This is a genomic window from Streptococcus mitis (genome assembly GCF_047464945.1).
GTDB lineage: Bacteria > Bacillota > Bacilli > Lactobacillales > Streptococcaceae > Streptococcus > Streptococcus mitis_EA.
The window spans coordinates 1-15,806 of record NZ_JASHAX010000003.1 but is presented as its reverse complement, the minus strand read 5'-3'; the positions used below and the strand labels follow the sequence as shown (position 1 = coordinate 15,806).

Annotated in this window: 14 protein-coding genes, 1 pseudogene and 1 riboswitch; of the genes and pseudogenes, 7 read left to right on the top strand and 8 right to left on the bottom strand. The window is 42.7% G+C overall.

What is annotated here, in order from left to right:
• Positions 1-160 precede the first annotated feature (160 nt).
• Positions 161-316, bottom strand: a riboswitch (M-box (ykoK) riboswitch).
• 51 nt (positions 317-367) lie between these two features.
• Positions 368-1,429 carry a M24 family metallopeptidase gene (locus QM424_RS04415; RefSeq protein ID WP_414393246.1) on the bottom strand — a complete coding sequence of 354 codons (1,062 nt, stop codon included), beginning with the start codon at positions 1,427-1,429 and terminating at the stop codon, positions 368-370.
• The gene (gene uvrA / locus QM424_RS04410) at positions 1,422-4,253 is read right to left on the bottom strand and encodes an excinuclease ABC subunit UvrA (RefSeq protein WP_414393244.1); all 2,832 of its coding nucleotides are present in this window, start codon (positions 4,251-4,253) and stop codon (positions 1,422-1,424) included. The genes QM424_RS04415 and uvrA overlap by 8 nt, the downstream gene beginning before the upstream one ends.
• Before the next feature lie 131 nt (positions 4,254-4,384).
• Here uvrA and QM424_RS04405 point away from each other — a divergent pair, with 131 nt between their 5' ends.
• From QM424_RS04405 to QM424_RS04390, 4 genes are all read left to right on the top strand, one after another.
• On the top strand, positions 4,385-5,329 hold the full coding sequence (locus QM424_RS04405) for a magnesium transporter CorA family protein (protein ID WP_000815623.1): 945 nt from the start codon (positions 4,385-4,387) through the stop codon (positions 5,327-5,329).
• An 11-nt stretch (positions 5,330-5,340) separates the two neighbouring features.
• Entirely contained in the window at positions 5,341-6,018 is a 678-nt protein-coding gene (locus tag QM424_RS04400) for a DUF1129 domain-containing protein (protein WP_004269735.1), read from the top strand.
• Positions 6,019-6,160: 142 nt separating this feature from the next.
• Positions 6,161-7,195 (top strand): S66 family peptidase, encoded by a 1,035-nt coding sequence (locus QM424_RS04395; RefSeq protein WP_414393242.1) that lies wholly within the window; start codon positions 6,161-6,163, stop codon positions 7,193-7,195.
• Between the two features lie 105 nt (positions 7,196-7,300).
• Positions 7,301-7,564, top strand: coding sequence for a SemiSWEET family transporter (locus tag QM424_RS04390; protein WP_000166114.1), 264 nt, complete (start codon positions 7,301-7,303; stop codon positions 7,562-7,564).
• Between the two features lie 84 nt (positions 7,565-7,648).
• Here the strand turns inward: QM424_RS04390 and QM424_RS04385 are convergent, their stop codons facing one another.
• Genes QM424_RS04385 through mutL form a run of 3 tightly spaced genes read right to left on the bottom strand, consistent with a single transcriptional unit; the run spans position 7,649 to position 10,780 of the window.
• Positions 7,649-8,212 carry a DNA-3-methyladenine glycosylase I gene (locus QM424_RS04385; protein ID WP_414393240.1) on the bottom strand — a complete coding sequence of 188 codons (564 nt, stop codon included), beginning with the start codon at positions 8,210-8,212 and terminating at the stop codon, positions 7,649-7,651.
• A 9-nt stretch (positions 8,213-8,221) separates the two neighbouring features.
• Positions 8,222-8,815: a Holliday junction branch migration protein RuvA gene (gene ruvA / locus QM424_RS04380; RefSeq protein WP_414393237.1), complete on the bottom strand. Its 594-nt coding sequence runs from the start codon at positions 8,813-8,815 to the stop codon at positions 8,222-8,224.
• A 15-nt stretch (positions 8,816-8,830) separates the two neighbouring features.
• On the bottom strand, positions 8,831-10,780 hold the full coding sequence (gene mutL / locus QM424_RS04375; protein ID WP_414393235.1) for a DNA mismatch repair endonuclease MutL: 1,950 nt from the start codon (positions 10,778-10,780) through the stop codon (positions 8,831-8,833).
• A 206-nt stretch (positions 10,781-10,986) separates the two neighbouring features.
• Between mutL and QM424_RS04370 the strand changes: the two genes are divergently transcribed.
• From QM424_RS04370 to QM424_RS04360, 3 genes are all read left to right on the top strand, one after another.
• Entirely contained in the window at positions 10,987-11,427 is a 441-nt protein-coding gene (locus tag QM424_RS04370) for a LytTR family DNA-binding domain-containing protein (RefSeq protein ID WP_414393233.1), read from the top strand.
• The gene (locus tag QM424_RS04365; protein ID WP_414393231.1) at positions 11,424-11,882 is read left to right on the top strand and encodes a DUF3021 domain-containing protein; all 459 of its coding nucleotides are present in this window, start codon (positions 11,424-11,426) and stop codon (positions 11,880-11,882) included. The genes QM424_RS04370 and QM424_RS04365 overlap by 4 nt, the downstream gene beginning before the upstream one ends.
• A 213-nt stretch (positions 11,883-12,095) precedes the next feature.
• Positions 12,096-13,358, top strand: coding sequence for an NRAMP family divalent metal transporter (locus QM424_RS04360; protein WP_414393229.1), 1,263 nt, complete (start codon positions 12,096-12,098; stop codon positions 13,356-13,358).
• A gap of 178 nt (positions 13,359-13,536) precedes the next feature.
• On the opposite strand, the gene nrdI is transcribed toward QM424_RS04360, so the two are convergent.
• The 3 genes and pseudogenes from nrdI to QM424_RS04345 form a co-directional block, all read right to left on the bottom strand.
• Positions 13,537-14,007, bottom strand: a complete 471-nt coding sequence (gene nrdI / locus QM424_RS04355) for a class Ib ribonucleoside-diphosphate reductase assembly flavoprotein NrdI (RefSeq protein ID WP_414393227.1) — start codon at positions 14,005-14,007, stop codon at positions 13,537-13,539.
• 77 nt (positions 14,008-14,084) lie between these two features.
• On the bottom strand, positions 14,085-14,618 hold the full coding sequence (locus tag QM424_RS04350) for an ABC transporter permease (RefSeq protein ID WP_414393225.1): 534 nt from the start codon (positions 14,616-14,618) through the stop codon (positions 14,085-14,087).
• Positions 14,619-14,678: 60 nt separating this feature from the next.
• Positions 14,679-15,680 (bottom strand): annotated as a pseudogene (locus QM424_RS04345) (helix-turn-helix domain-containing protein); the annotation flags it as partial.
• Positions 15,681-15,806: the final 126 nt, after the last annotated feature.

Below are 15,806 nucleotides of genomic sequence, written 5' to 3'. Positions count from 1 at the left end.
ACACAGAGACCAATCACTTTATAAGGGCAGAACGACACAAATCAGCGATTGGCTGTGTATGTGCGGTTCCGGATGATCGTCAATTTGCATCGTCTATCTCCTTTCTTTGATTTAAACAGTAGAAAATCCCACCATAAAATGGCAGGATTAAAAAACTAATTATCTGTTTTTCGTTCAAGCTTTAACTCCATAGGGCAATGTAATGAGCTTAGTCTTGGCCTTCGCGACCAGGACTGTTGACCAACGAGTAGTGTCTCCACTGCTTTGCGGTAGTCATCCGTATCCCTATGGTAGCCTCACCTACCGTTTTCATTTTTCAGTATAAACCTTTAAAATTTAAAAGTCAATCATTTGAGTTGTTTAACTCTTAAATAACTATCAACTCTTTTGGAGCTAAGGTCAACAATTCACAACCTGTCTCTGTAATCAGGATATCATCCTCGATACGAACGCCATATTTGCCTTCGATATAGATACCTGGTTCATCGGTCAAGGCCATACCCGCCTTAATAGTTTCTGTAGAAGTCTGGCTAAAGTAAGGCTCTTCATGGATATCCAGTCCAATACCGTGTCCAATACCGTGGGTAAAGTAGTCGCCATAGCCTGCCTCGATGATAATATCACGAGGGATTTTGTCAAAGTCACGGAAACCTAATCCTGCCTTAGCCTGATCAATCAAGGCTTGGTTAGCTTTTAGAACTGTATTGTAAATCTCTGCTTGCTCGTCGCTGACATGCCCTAGATAGATAGTCCGTGTCATATCACTGACATAGTGGTCATAAAGGCAACCGAAGTCCATTGTAATGGCTTCTCCTAGCTCCACTGGTTTGTGCATAGGATGGGCATGGGGTTTGGAAGAGTTGATACCGCTAGCTAGAATGGTGTCAAAAGATAAGCCAGATGCTCCCAACTCACGCATGCGGAAGTCAAGGAAGTTGGCAATCTCAATCTCAGTCTTTCCTGGCTTAATAAAGTCAAGCACGTCGCGGAAAGCTTGGTCTGAGATAGAACAAGCCTTGCGAATAGCTGCAATCTCCGCTTCATCCTTAATCATTCGAAGACCTTCGACAAACTGAGTTTGTGGAAGCAAGTCAATTCCTTCAAAGGCGGCCTGCATACGATGATAATAAGAGACTGAAATCTCATCTTCGAAACCGATTCGAGACAAGCCCATATCCTTAACAATCCCTGCAATGACAGCCAATTCATCACGATCAGCCACAATCTCAAAACCACTGGTTTCTTGCTTAGCTGCAATGATATAGCGAGAGTCTGTCACCAAGACCTGACGGTCACGGCTGATGAAGACTGTTCCGTTTGAGCCCCAAAAACCAGTCAGGTAATAGACGTTTTTAAGGTTATTAATGATGATACCATCTAGTTCTTTTTCTTGCATTTTATCTAGAAATGCTTGTACGCGTTTATTCATGATGTAACTTTCCTTTCAAATAATGTCCTGTGTAGCTGGCTTCGTTGGCAGCTACTTCTTCTGGAGTTCCTGTTGCGATGATGGTTCCACCACCTACACCACCTTCAGGTCCCAAGTCAATAATATGGTCTGCCGTCTTGATAACATCCAGATTGTGCTCAATGACAAGAACTGTATTGCCATCATCGACAAAGCGAGCTAAAACCTTGAGCAAGCGAGCGATATCCTCTGTATGGAGTCCTGTCGTCGGCTCATCCAGAATGTAGAAAGATTTTCCTGTCGATCGTTTGTGGAGTTCACTAGCCAGCTTCATACGCTGGGCTTCTCCCCCAGAAAGGGTGGTAGCTGGTTGCCCTAGCGTTACATATCCCAGTCCCACATCCTTGATGGTCTGAAGTTTGCGTTGAATCTTGGGAATGTGTTGGAAGAATTCTACCGCATCGTTGACGGTCATATCCAAGACCTGCGAGATATTTTTTTCCTTGTAGTGGACTTCTAGGGTTTCACTGTTGTAGCGGGTTCCGTGGCAAACTTCACAAGCCACGTAAACATCTGGCAAGAAGTGCATCTCAATCTTGATAATCCCATCACCTGAGCAGGCTTCACAACGACCACCCTTGACGTTGAAACTGAAACGCCCCTTCTTGTAGCCTCGAATCTTGGCTTCATTTGTCTGGGCAAAGAGGTCACGTATATCGTCAAAGACTCCCGTATAGGTAGCAGGGTTGGATCTCGGCGTTCGTCCGATTGGGCTCTGGTCAATGTCAATCAAGCGGTCTACATGCTCAATCCCTGTAATCGTTTTAAACTTACCAGGTTTGTCTGAATTGCGGTTGAGCTTCTGGGCAATGGCTTTTTTGAGGATGCTGTTAATTAAGGTCGATTTCCCTGAACCTGATACCCCTGTCACTGCGATGAATTTTCCTAGTGGGAAACGAGCTGTGACATTTTGCAAATTGTTCTCACGCGCACCTGTCACTTCGATAAAACGACCATTTCCGGTACGGCGCTCTTCTGGCACTGGAATGGCACGTTTGCCTGACAAGTACTGGCCTGTGATAGACTTACTGTTACGAGCTACCTGTTTAGGGGTTCCTGCCGCAACAATCTCCCCACCAAAAACACCCGCACCAGGACCAACGTCAATCAGATAATCAGCCTCACGCATGGTATCTTCGTCATGTTCTACTACTATGAGAGTATTACCCAAATCACGCATCTTTTTGAGACTGGCAATCAGACGATCATTATCCCTCTGGTGAAGACCGATTGACGGCTCGTCTAGAATATAAAGGACACCTGATAGGTTAGAACCAATCTGGGTTGCCAAGCGAATACGCTGGCTTTCCCCACCTGAAAGGGTTCCTGCCGAACGTGACAGGGTTAGATAGTTAAGACCCACGTTATTAAGGAAGGTCAAACGATCCTTGATTTCCTTGAGAATAGGCCGAGCGATGATGGCTTCATTTTCAGATAAGGTCAGCTGGCTCACCAACTCCAAGTGGTCTGCGATAGACAGATCTGAGATTTCTCCGATATGTGGCCCTTGCTCGCCACCCACACGGACAGACAAGGCCTGGTCATTGAGACGATAGCCGTGACAGGTTCCGCAGGTCAGCTCATTCATGTAGAGGCGCATTTGGGTGCGCGTGTAGTCGCTGTTTGTCTCGCGATAGCGACGCTTGATATTATTGATAATTCCCTCAAAAGGAATGTCAATATCGCGCACACCACCAAATTCATTCTCATAGTGGAAATGGAATTCCTTGCCATCTGAGCCGTAGAGAATCAAGTTCTTGTCTTCTTCTGACAAGTCCTCAAAAGGCTTATCCATATCCACTCCAAAGGCTGTCATGGCCTGCTCTAGCATATTTGGATAGTAGTTGGATGAGATAGGATTCCAAGGTGCCAGCGCTCCCTCACGTAAGTTTTTGCTGGCATCTGGCACTACCAAATCAGTATCCACCTCCAGTTTGATGCCCAAGCCGTCACACTCACTACAAGAACCAAAGGGAGCATTGAATGAGAAGAGACGTGGCTCTAACTCTGGAACAGTAAATCCACAAACTGGACAGGCATAATGCTCAGAGAACAACAACTCAGAGTCGTCCATAGTGTCGATAATGACATAACCTTCTGCAATACGAAGGGCAGCCTCAATGGAATCAAAGAGACGACTACGAATACCCTCCTTGATGACAATACGGTCAACCACAACATCAATATTGTGTTGCTTGCTCTTAGACAACTCTGGCACTTCGGTCACATCATAGACTTCCCCATCCACACGGACACGAACATACCCATCTTTCTGAATCTTTTCAATAACGCTCTTGTGCTGTCCTTTTTTCTTGCGGATGACAGGGGCCAAAATCTGCAAGCGCTGGCGTTCAGGTAACTCCAAAACCTTATCAACGATCTGCTCCACAGAAGAAGCCTTGATAGCCCCATGCCCGTTGATACAGTAAGGCGTCCCCACACGCGCGTAGAGGAGACGCAGATAGTCATTGATTTCAGTCGTGGTTCCCACCGTCGAGCGAGGGTTTTTGCTAGTCGTTTTCTGATCGATGGAAATAGCTGGGCTGAGACCATCAATGGCATCTACATCAGGCTTCTCCATATTGCCCAAGAACTGACGAGCATAGGCTGACAAACTCTCCACATAGCGACGTTGTCCCTCCGCATAGAGGGTATCAAAGGCCAGACTGGATTTCCCTGAACCTGACAGACCAGTCACTACAACCAGCTTGTCTCGCGGAATCTCCACATCAATATTTTTTAAATTATGGGCACGCGCCCCATGAATGACAATTTTATCTTGCATCTTTGTTCTTTCTAGTCCATTATTGCTTACCATTATACCAAAAAAAGTGAGATTCTATTACCCAAAAGGCCGATTTTGTAGTATAATAGTACGGTGTGAAAAAATCTGAAAAATGAGAAAGGATAAGGGATATGAAACAAGTTTTTCTCTCTACAACAACTGAATTTAAAGAGATCGATACGCTTGAACCGGGTACTTGGATCAATCTCGTTAATCCGACTCAAAATGAATCACTCGAAATCGCTAACGCCTTCGATATCGATATTGCCGACCTTCGAGCACCGCTCGATGCGGAAGAAATGTCTCGTATTACCATTGAAGACGAGTATACCCTGATTATCGTTGACGTGCCGGTCACAGAAGAAAGAAATAACCGCACCTACTACGTAACCATCCCGCTTGGTATTATCATCACCGAGGAAACCATTATCACTACTTGTTTGGAACCATTACCGGTCCTCGATGTCTTTATCAACCGTCGATTACGTAATTTTTATACCTTCATGCGTTCGCGTTTTATCTTCCAGATTCTCTATCGCAATGCAGAACTTTACCTAACAGCCCTTCGTTCAATCGACCGTAAGAGTGAGCAAATCGAAAGTCAACTGCATCAATCAACTCGTAATGAAGAATTGATTGAGCTCATGGAATTGGAAAAAACTATCGTCTATTTCAAGGCTTCCCTCAAAACAAATGAGCGCGTGATTAAGAAATTGACCAGCTCAACCAGCAATATCAAGAAGTACCTTGAGGACGAAGACCTGCTTGAAGATACCCTGATTGAAACCCAACAGGCCATCGAGATGGCAGACATTTATGGAAACGTCTTACATTCTATGACAGAGACCTTTGCCTCTATCATTTCTAACAACCAGAACAACATCATGAAAACCTTGGCCCTTGTGACCATCGTTATGTCCATCCCAACCATGGTCTTCTCTGCCTACGGGATGAACTTTAAGGATAATGAAATCCCCCTAAACGGTGAGCCAAATGCTTTCTGGTTAATCGTCTTTATCGCCTTTGCTATGAGTGTCTCGCTCACTCTCTATCTCATCCATAAAAAATGGTTCTAAGAGGAGTTCCTATGTCTCAGATTGATCTACAAAAATTAACTAAGAAAAACCAAGAGTTTGTCCACATCGCTACCCAACAATTCATCAAAGATGGAAAAACAGATGCTGAAATCAAGGCTATTTTTGAGGAAGTTATTCCCCAAATCCTTGAGGAGCAAGCCAAGGGTACGACTGCTCGTTCCCTCTATGGTGCACCAACTCACTGGGCTCATAGCTTCACTGTTAAGGAGCAATATGAAAAAGAGCATCCAAAAGAAAATGATGATCCAAAACTCATGATTATGGACTCAGCCCTTTTCATCACTAGCCTCTTTGCCCTCGTCAGCGCACTCACAACCTTCTTTGCGGCAGATCAAGCTTTCGGCTATGGATTGGTTACTCTTCTATTAGTTGGACTGGTTGGTGGATTTGCCTTCTACTTGATGTACTACTTTGTTTACCAATACTATGGACCAGATATGGACCGCAGTCAACGCCCACCTTTCTGGAAATCTGTACTAGTTATCCTAGCTTCTATGTTCCTTTGGTTGCTTGTCTTCTTTGCAACAAGTTTCCTACCAGCTAGCCTTAACCCAGTACTGGCTCCATTGCCACTAGCTATTATTGGAGCAGCCCTCCTAGCCCTTCGCTTCTATCTAAAGAAACGCTTGAACATCCGCAGCGCAAGTGCAGGACCAACACGTTATTAAAAAGAATGATAAAAGCAACTGCAGGTGCGGTTGTTTTTTCTTGCTTTCTTGATATACAATAGAACTTCTGACTCTAATCTCTATAGTTTTCTCTCATCTTTTATGATAAAATAGGCTCAATCTATTTCTAGGAGGATGAGATATGGTTTCTACTATTGGTATTGTTAGTTTGTCTAGTGGCATTATAGGGGAAGACTTTGTCAAACATGAAGTGGACTTGGGGGTCCAACGTCTCAAGGATCTGGGACTCAATCCTATCTTTTTGCCCCATTCGTTAAAAGGATTAGACTTTATCAAGAACCATCCTGAAGCCCGTGCAGAGGATTTGATGCAAGTCTTTTCTGATGATAGCATCGACATGATCCTATGTGCCATCGGTGGAGACGACACCTATCGTTTGTTGCCCTACCTTTTTGAAAATGGCCAACTAGAAAAAGTTATCAAACAAAAGATTTTTCTTGGTTTCTCAGATACAACCATGAACCATCTCATGTTGCATAAACTAGGAATCCAGACTTTTTATGGGCAATCCTTTTTAGCAGACATTTGTGAATTGGACAAGGAGATGTTGCCCTATAGCTTTCACTACTTTAAAGAATTAATTGAGACTGGAAGAATCTCAGAAATCCGCCCTAGTCACGTTTGGTATGAGGAACGAACCGACTTCAGTCCCAAGGCTCTAGGAACACCTCGTATCAATCATACAAATACTGGTTTTGACTTGTTACAAGGAAATGCCCAGTTTGAGGGAAAAATCCTCGGTGGTTGCCTCGAATCCCTCTACGATATCTTTGACAACTCTCGATACGCAGATAGCACGGAGCTCTGCCAAAAATACAAACTTTTCCCTGACTTGTCAGACTGGGAAGGAAAGATCCTCTTGCTAGAGACAAGTGAAGAAAAGCCTGAGCCGGAAGACTTCAAAAAGATGTTGCAGACTTTAAAGGACACTGGTATATTCGAGGTCATCAGCGGACTCTTGGTCGGGAAACCTATGGATGAAACTTTCTATGACGACTATAAAGAGGCACTATTGGATATCATTGATAGCAATATCCCGATTGTCTATAATTTGAATGTCGGCCACGCAACTCCAAGAGCAATTGTCCCCTTCGGAGTCCACGCCTATGTAGATGCAAAGGAGCAAATCATTCGCTTTGACTATAACAAAAAATAAATAGTTTCTCTATTTTTGTGCTTTTGTATTGGTTTTCGTTACAATTTGTATCTGAATTTATTGCATTTCGCTAATTTCTATGGTATCCTTTTGAAGGAGGTGTATATGACAAAACAAAAAATTAATCGAATCGTAGGTTCTATTGGTGCCTTTATTGGAATTATAGTATTTATTGCCTACATACCTCAAATTATCGCTAATTTACAAGGAAATAAAGCTCAACCATTTCAACCTTTATCAGCTGCAATATCTTGCTTAATCTGGGTTATTTATGGATGGACAAAGGAACCTAAGAAGGATTGGATACTAATCATTCCAAATTCAGCTGGTGTTATTTTAGGTGGAATCACTTTTCTGACTTCACTCTAACAAATATACTAGTATATATAAAAAGCTGGGAAAAATTTCTCAGCTTTTTTCTATATTCTCAGATATGCTAGTTACCTGTACACACTAACTTCCGCTTTTCCACTCACAACCATTCTCGTGGTCATCAACTAGCCCTGCAGCCTGTAGAAAAGACAAGACGGCGACTGGGCCTGTGAACTTGAAACCTCTTTTTTTGAGATCTTTGGCTAACTCCTCAGACAGAGGTGTTTTAGCTGGGGCTTGGCGATAATCAGGAACATCGTTAACGACAGTTTTCCCCTCAACAAAAGACCAAAGATAGGCATCAAAAGAGCCATATTCTGCCTGTAATCGTAGAAAGGCTTGGGCATTAGCGCGTGTAGCAAAAATCTTGGCTCTATTTCGGATGATAGCTGGATTATCCAGCAAGGCTTCCAATTCGGTATCGATCATCTCTGCGACTGCTTGAATTTGATAGCCATGAAAGGCTTCTCGGAAAGCTTGGCGTTTGTTGAGCACCGTTTCCCAAGACAGACCTGCCTGATAGGTTTCCATGCACAACAACTCAAACAATGCTTGATCATCATGGAGGGGCTGGCCCCACTCCTCATCATGATAGGCGATGTAGAGCGGATTGGTCATCTTGACCCACGAACAACGTTTTGTCATGCTCTGCTCCTATTTGACCAACATTTTAAGGGCCGACTTGATATAGTTCTCAGCTGTATCTGTCGTTCCTTCAAAGAATTTCTTGATTTTCTTGAGCTCAGTTGCCTTGTAGCCCAGAGCTAGCATGGCTTCCATAGCTTCTTCCAATTCTTGGTTTTCAGCGCTTACTTGCACTGCGACCTTGGCAGGAAGATCATCTCCTGCAACTACTACCTTGCCTTCCAAGTCCAGCACCATCTGCTGGGCTGTTTTCTTGCCAATTTTAGGGAACTTGGTCAAGTAGGTGATATTCTTGGTTTCAATAGCTTGAACCAAACCAGCATTGTCATCGGCCGCGATAATAGCCAGAGCTGATACAGGACCAATCCCAGATACCGAAATCAGACTGAGAAAGAGCTTTTTCTCGTCTTCTGAGCGAAATCCATAAAGTAGATGGGCGTCCTCACGTACGACCTGATGCACATAAATTTGAGCCTCTTGATTGACCTGTCCCGAGTAGGCATAAGGATTGGCCACATGCAAGATATAGCCGATACCGTTGGTTTCAAGAACAATGTATTTAGCAGTAATTTTGGTAATGATTCCTTTTAAATATTCGTACATAGTTTTCCTTTGAGTTTAATATTTCCCCAATTCACGAAGACTAGTGTGATTTTCCTGAATACGTCGGAACATCTTTTCCATATCCGACTTGGTAAAATGCACCAAAACAGGACGTCCGTGGGGACAGTTGTAGGGATTATCACATTGAGAGAGCTGATAAAGCAGCTGTCTAGCCGAATGATCGTCAATACGATGGTTGGCCTTGATAGATCGCTTGCAGGACATCATAATAGCCAGCTCTGCTCGGTATTTCTTGATAGAAACTTCCTTGGTCAAAAGGAGCATGTCGCACATCTCATAGATGCCTGATTCAATCTCTTCTTCTGCCATCCAAATAGGATGTTCACGTAGAATAAATTGATTTTCCCCGTACTCTGCTAGAAAGACGCCCACTTCCTCTAAGAGAGGCATTCTTTCCTTGAGACGGAGGGCATCATCCGCTGGAAATTCAAAGATATAAGGCACTAGGAGTTGCTGCTGGCTCTGGTCAACATTGCCAATGCTTTCACGGTACTCCTCGTACTTGACCCGTTCCTGAGCCGCGTGCTGGTCTATGATATAGAGCCCATCTCGCCCTTGGGCAAAGAGATAGGTTCCATGCATTTGCCCGAAAAATTCCAACTCTGGGAAGCTTGATGATTCTTCTCGCTCCAGCTTGTTATAGGCCTTATCAAGACTCGCAAGGTCTAGCTCTGGGTGATCTAGCTGATCGTAGTTAGCAGGTTTTCTCTCTGCAAAATGCAGTTTTACTGGCTTAGTCAGCTGGTCCAAAGTTTCCTTGGCAAACAAAGTCAAGTCTTGCCCTTCCACAGTTAATTCTACCTGATAATCAGCCACCTCAGCTTGACTAGATCTATTTGCCTCTGTTTGCTCATAGTAGAGAGTATTTTCTTTGAGAGGGAGAATGGTCTGCTCCACCTTTTGACGATTGCGCACGGTAGATTTGACAAGATTTTCCAAGGCATCTGGTATCAAGGTTTGTTCCTTGAGACTATTTGCAATAGCTTCTGAAACCAGGGTCATCAGTTCTTTTTCCTTAGAAATCCGCACCTCTTGCTTGGTTGGATGAACATTGACATCCGCTAGATAGGGGTCAATATGGATGTGAATGACAGCCAGTGGAAAACGGCCTACCATAAGCTTACTACCATAGCCGTCAAGAATTGCACGATTGAGCAAGAAGTTCTTGATATAACGGCCATTGATGAAGAGGCTGATATAGTTGCGGTTGGCCCGAGTTAACTCAGGCAAAGACACAAAGCCTGAAATTTCGAAATCTAGGTCAGAATTCTCAATTTCAATCATCTTCTTGGCACTCGCCAAACCGTAAATCCCTGCGATAGCTTGGCGCAGTTGACCAGTCCCTGCTGTCCGCGTCATTTCCTTGCCATCACTAATCAAACTAAAAGAAATCTCAGAATGGGCCAAGCCTAGACGGTTGACAATATCAATGATATGAGACAGCTCCGCTTGCTGGCTCTTCATATACTTGAGGCGGGCAGGCGTGTTGAAGAAGAGATCCTCCACACAAACCTTGGTCCCCACAGGACTAGTCGCTGGGATGATTTCCTCAACTTCTCCTCCACGCGCGACTAACTTGGTTCCATGACTTGCTCCATCCACCGCAGTCAACAGAGTTAAGACACTAACAGACGCTATAGAAGGTAGGGCTTCGCCACGAAAACCAAGCGTGCGAATTCGAAAGAGGTCTGCTTGATTTTTTATCTTACTGGTCGCATGGCGACGAAGGGCCAATTCCACCTCATCGTGGGCAATTCCATGACCATTATCTGTGATTTGAATCTTCTTGAGACCAGCTTCCTCAATCTCAATGATAATCTGACTAGCACCCGCGTCAATGGCATTTTCTACCAGCTCCTTAACAACGCTAGCTGGACGCTCGATAACCTCTCCAGCTGCGATTTGATTGGCTAAGACTTCTGGCAATTCAATAATATGAGACATCTTTCAGCCCCTTTCCGTATCTATTTTCCTAGAAATTGATTAGTGCTATTATACCATATTTCAGATAGGACAGAAAAGCAAGCACCACATAGGAACCAAATCCCTCCACATAGACAAAGTCCCTTGCCAGGTGTCGTAAAATAGTGTTTAATAAAGGTGTACAAGAAGTGATCACAATTTTGTATGAAAAACAAGGAGAGACGTTTATGAAAGTAGAACTACAGATTAGCGAGACTTACGAGGAAGAAAAGATAATTGTTCAAGCACCTCAAGAAACCGAAAAAGTTCAGAAAGTCATCGAATTTGCAGAAAATCTGGACCGAAAAGAAAAAATCAAAGGGAAAATCGATAATCAAGTCTATCTCGTTGAGATTGGTAAGATTCAGCGCTTCTATATCGAGAATCGCAAGGTTCTAGCAGAAACGGAGAATCAGACCTACAGTATTGATTTGCGACTCTATCAGGTCCTTGAAATTCTGCCAACCAATTTTATCCAAATTTCCCAATCAGAAATCATCAATATCAACTCCATCTCTCATCTCAAGCTTACGCCCAACGGCCTGGTAGAAATCTTTCTAAAAAACGAAAGTTTCACCTACTCTTCACGCCGTTACCTAAAAACCATCAAGGAGAAATTAGAACTATGAAAAAACAAGTATTTCACGATGCAGCTACCGGTGTTCTTATCGGCCTCATCCTCTCTATCATCTTTTCACTCATTTATGCCCCAAATACCTATGCCCCACTGAGTCCTGAATCTCTCGTCGGCCAAGCGATGGCTCAACATCAGGTTCACGGTGCCCTGATCTTGCTCTACTGCACACTTATCTGGGCAGCCATCGGTATTCTCTTCAACTTTGGGAAACGATTATTCAACCGTGACTGGAGCTTGCTCCGTGCAACTCTGACCCATTTCTTCCTCATGCTAGTAGGCTTTATCCCATTAGCAACCCTAGCAGGTTGGTTCCCCTTCCACTGGATTTTCTATCTCCAACTCATTATCGAGTTTGCGATTGTCTACCTCATCATTTGGGCTATTCTTTATAAAAGAGAAGCTAAAAAGGTGGACCATATCAATCAACTCTTGGATCATAAAAAGTAAGAACCTCATAATAAGCAAATCCGAGAAAGAAACTTCTCGGTTTTTTTATCCTGCTGCACCTTACTATCATAGCAGTTATTTTCAGATCTTCTTTGTAAATTTTCTGTAATTTCCTATCTTTTTTCAAAATATTCTTGCATTTTCCCAAAGTTTTTTGTATAATATAGATTACATATCCAGATTATTCTGAAAATTCAAAAAGGAGTATTTATCATGTCGCAAGCTATTTCGTTAAATCAATCAACCTGGACAAGTAAACTAAAAGCAATGGGACCTGGAATCCTAATGGCTTCTGCCGCTGTTGGAGGTTCTCACATTGTATCTTCCACTCAAGCTGGTGGTTCTTATGGGTGGTCGCTACTCCTCTTGGTCATCTTAGCCAATGTCTTTAAATATCCATTTTTCCGTTTTGGTGCTGAATACACCGCTGATACTGGAAAGACTTTGGTTGAAGGTTATGCCGAAAAAGGAAAACTCTATCTCTGGATTTTCTTTATCCTCAATGTCTTTTCGGCCATGGTCAACACAGCTGGTGTCGCCATTCTGTGCTCAGCTATCATCGCCAGTGCCTTCCCAATGATCGGTCTTAGCATCACTCAATGGTCCCTCATTCTCGTTGCAATCATCTGGGCTATGCTACTCTTTGGAGGCTACAAACTCTTAGATGGCATGGCAAAATGGATCATGTCAGCTTTGACCATTGCAACTGTTCTTGCAGTTATCATCGCGGCGATCAAGCATCCAGAATACAGCTCTGATTTTGTCGAAAAGACACCTTGGCAAATGGCAGCTCTACCTTTCATCGTTTCCCTCTTAGGGTGGATGCCGGCTCCTATTGAAATTTCAGCTATCAATTCACTTTGGTCTGCTGAAAAGAAAAAGACCGTCAACTTTAACACAGAGGACGCTCTATTTGACTTTAACGTTGGTTACATTGGAACAGCTATCCTAGCTGTGTTCTTTGTAGCACTGGGAGCACTAATTCAGTATCCTACAGGGCAAGCAGTTGAAGCTGCTTCAGCCAAATACATCTCTCAATTCGTGGGCATGTATGCCTCTGTTCTTGGAGAATGGTCCCGTTACTTGATTACTTTTATTGCCTTCCTATGTATCTTTGGAACAGTTATCACTGTTATCGATGGTTACTCTCGTGTCAATCAGGAATCTCTCCGACTGCTAATCAGTCAAAAAGAAGACAATCGTAAATCTTTGAACATCTGGATGACCATCACTGCTATCATCGGTATCGTCATTATCAAGTTCTTCGCTGGTCAGGTTTCAACCATGCTCCGCTTTGCTATGATTGGTTCTTTCCTGACAACACCATTCTTCGCTCTTTTGAACTACGCCTTGGTAACGCGTGAAAACAAAAATCTTCCTTCTTGGCTCAAACACCTTGCCATTGCAGGATTGATTTTCCTCTTTGGCTTCGCCATCTTCTTTATCTACGCACTCGCAATCGGAAAAGCAGGATAACTAACAAGCTCTAGATGAAGATAATGTTTCATTTCAAGAGAAAATTCAGTAAATATTTCTATGATAAAAAGCATAAGAACAAGGTTTTGAAGACCTGGACTTATGCTTTTTTACGTTCTCAAAGACTGTTTATACTCAAAAAGCAGTTGAAAAATCTCAAGCGCCTCTTATATTGACTTTAATTTTCCTTTTCCAACTCATACAAATCCGCAATAATCGCTGCGACATGTTTGATATCTCCCAGCATACCTCGCATTTCAAAATCAGCCAAGACAGGGAAACCAAAACGTTGACTGTATTGCTTGGCTGTCAGACAGTATTGGTTATTAAAATTACGATTTCCTGAACCAACCACGCCAAAACACTTACTAGCATTGTCACCATAGGCGATAAAATCCCCCACTGGTGTTGTCAAAATCTCGACATCTCCATTATCTACGCCATTCCCACCTTCCAGGTAGGTCGGCAAAAAAGCGACATAGGGATGCTCCATTTCATAAAAATCTTGGCCGTCCTTAACCAAATCCTTGATATGAATCTTTTGAACCTCAATTCCCTCGTACTGGGACAAGAGATAGTCTTTCAAGCGGGTCACAAAACTCTCAGTATTGCCACTCAAACTGATATAAACTAAAGAAATTGTCTTCATATGTACCTCCATGATTTTATCTATAATCGAAAAATAACTACCAAGATTGTATCTTGATAGTTATTTTTTGTCAATACTTAGGCAAGATCTTCTGTTTCCTCTTCTTCTGCCAAGGCTTTCTGTTGACGCCAAATCTTGTAAAAGACAAGGGCTAGGAAGAGAACATTGATGACGATATAGAAAATGCTAACGGCTTGTGAAATAACACTTATCCCTAAACGCATGGTCTCATCGTGAACTAACTGCACAGCGTCTTGTAAACTAACATAGCCATAAATCGAACCAATAATAGCTAGCAAAACATAGCCGACATAAGTATAGTTTGCATATTGCAAATTCTTACGAATAAGGAAGATAATCGCTACTACAACTAAAATAGCAGATAGCACAATCAAGGCCATATTAAAAATAGAATGAGATGATTCTGCTACTCTATAGGTGTAATTGATGTTGTCTTCTAATTGCTGGGCACTAAGTCCCGCAACATGTGACTGTTTAGCACGAAGGACTTCTTTGCTAGGCAAGGGACTCAACATTCCAAACAGAGACATAGCTGAAATAAGAGCAGACAAGATTAGCAAGACCCATAGATAAATCGGTTTCTTTTTCATGATAGAACCTCCTAATATTATTATTTATATTATAGCACCTTTTGTAAGGGAATACAAATCTTATAGTATCGTTTCTACCTGTTTTCGGTAGGCTTTGGGAGACTTTCCGCACAATTTTCGGAACACTTTATAGAAATATCCAACGTTACTGTAACCAACAGCATAACAAATATCTTCGATACTATCACTAGTTGAAAGTAAGAGCTGCTGGGCAGCCTTAATGCGTTGTTTATTTAGTAATTCTGCGAAGGTCGAATTGGTTTCTCGCTTAATCAACTGCCCCAGATAGACAGGATTGATAAAAAGATCCTTACTAATATCCTTGAGAGAAAGTTCTTTCTGATAATCACGCCCAATGACTTCCAGCACACTGACCACATTTTCATTCATACGATATTGTCCAAAGAATCTTGTCAGAGTTCCCTTGATATATGGAACCAATTCATCGAAGGATTGAATAGCATGAATCGTTTTGACAATTTCCGTCATATCATCAGCTTTGAGATGTTCAAACAAGTGGAAAACATCCATGACAAACTGGATAAAAAGCTGTTTGGTAATCGGAACACGCGGCGTATTTTCAAGAACCACCTTCTCCAAAAGATTCAACTCTTCCACGATTTGATTGAGGTTCCCCTGAATGATAACCCTATAAATCGGTTCGTAATAGGCAAAGAGACTCTCAGACTGTTTTAGATTTACAGAACCGTAAAAGAGGGCTTTCTCAGCATTCAGCTTCCAGCGTTCAAAGTGTTCTTGATAGGGAGCTTCAAAGAGAGTAACGACTAAACCATCTAGGGGTTTATCAGAAATAAAAATCTGCCAGTCTTGACCCAAGACATAGTAGGGAATGGTAAAAGATCCTTGTTTTTCCTTGGATAGGCCTATCCACCAATTCTCCTCACCTCCTAGATAACTAACAAATCCAGCCTCATCTAAATCTTGACTAAGGGTCTGACTTTTCTTTCCTCTCTCGCCGAGCTGACCTGCAATCTTCTCCAGCAGATTTCCCAACTCTACCTTATCAACAGGTTTGACCAAATAGTCCACCACACTAAGGTGAGCCCACTGAAAAAATAGGTCTCTTACTTTTAATGAAATGAAAACCGAGGAATCTCTCGTTAATTTGAGCGAATTCCTCGGTTATTTTGTATTTATTAAGGTCATAATTCGTTTCATATTGACCAC

Excerpts from the sequence above, each read along its gene's own strand:
- QM424_RS04390 (WP_000166114.1), top strand. The coding sequence starts at position 7,301 with ATGACAAAACAAAAAATTAATCGAATCGTAGGTTCTATTGGTGCCTTT.
- nrdI (WP_414393227.1), bottom strand. The coding sequence starts at position 14,007 with ATGAAGACAATTTCTTTAGTTTATATCAGTTTGAGTGGCAATACTGAG.
- QM424_RS04350 (WP_414393225.1), bottom strand. The coding sequence starts at position 14,618 with ATGAAAAAGAAACCGATTTATCTATGGGTCTTGCTAATCTTGTCTGCT.
- QM424_RS04395 (WP_414393242.1), top strand. The coding sequence starts at position 6,161 with ATGGTTTCTACTATTGGTATTGTTAGTTTGTCTAGTGGCATTATAGGG.
- mutL (WP_414393235.1), bottom strand. The coding sequence starts at position 10,780 with ATGTCTCATATTATTGAATTGCCAGAAGTCTTAGCCAATCAAATCGCA.
- QM424_RS04400 (WP_004269735.1), top strand. The coding sequence starts at position 5,341 with ATGTCTCAGATTGATCTACAAAAATTAACTAAGAAAAACCAAGAGTTT.
- QM424_RS04360 (WP_414393229.1), top strand. The coding sequence starts at position 12,096 with ATGTCGCAAGCTATTTCGTTAAATCAATCAACCTGGACAAGTAAACTA.
- QM424_RS04415 (WP_414393246.1), bottom strand. The coding sequence starts at position 1,429 with ATGAATAAACGCGTACAAGCATTTCTAGATAAAATGCAAGAAAAAGAA.
- QM424_RS04405 (WP_000815623.1), top strand. The coding sequence starts at position 4,385 with ATGAAACAAGTTTTTCTCTCTACAACAACTGAATTTAAAGAGATCGAT.
- QM424_RS04385 (WP_414393240.1), bottom strand. The coding sequence starts at position 8,212 with ATGACAAAACGTTGTTCGTGGGTCAAGATGACCAATCCGCTCTACATC.
- QM424_RS04365 (WP_414393231.1), top strand. The coding sequence starts at position 11,424 with ATGAAAAAACAAGTATTTCACGATGCAGCTACCGGTGTTCTTATCGGC.
- uvrA (WP_414393244.1), bottom strand. The coding sequence starts at position 4,253 with ATGCAAGATAAAATTGTCATTCATGGGGCGCGTGCCCATAATTTAAAA.
- ruvA (WP_414393237.1), bottom strand. The coding sequence starts at position 8,815 with ATGTACGAATATTTAAAAGGAATCATTACCAAAATTACTGCTAAATAC.
- QM424_RS04370 (WP_414393233.1), top strand. The coding sequence starts at position 10,987 with ATGAAAGTAGAACTACAGATTAGCGAGACTTACGAGGAAGAAAAGATA.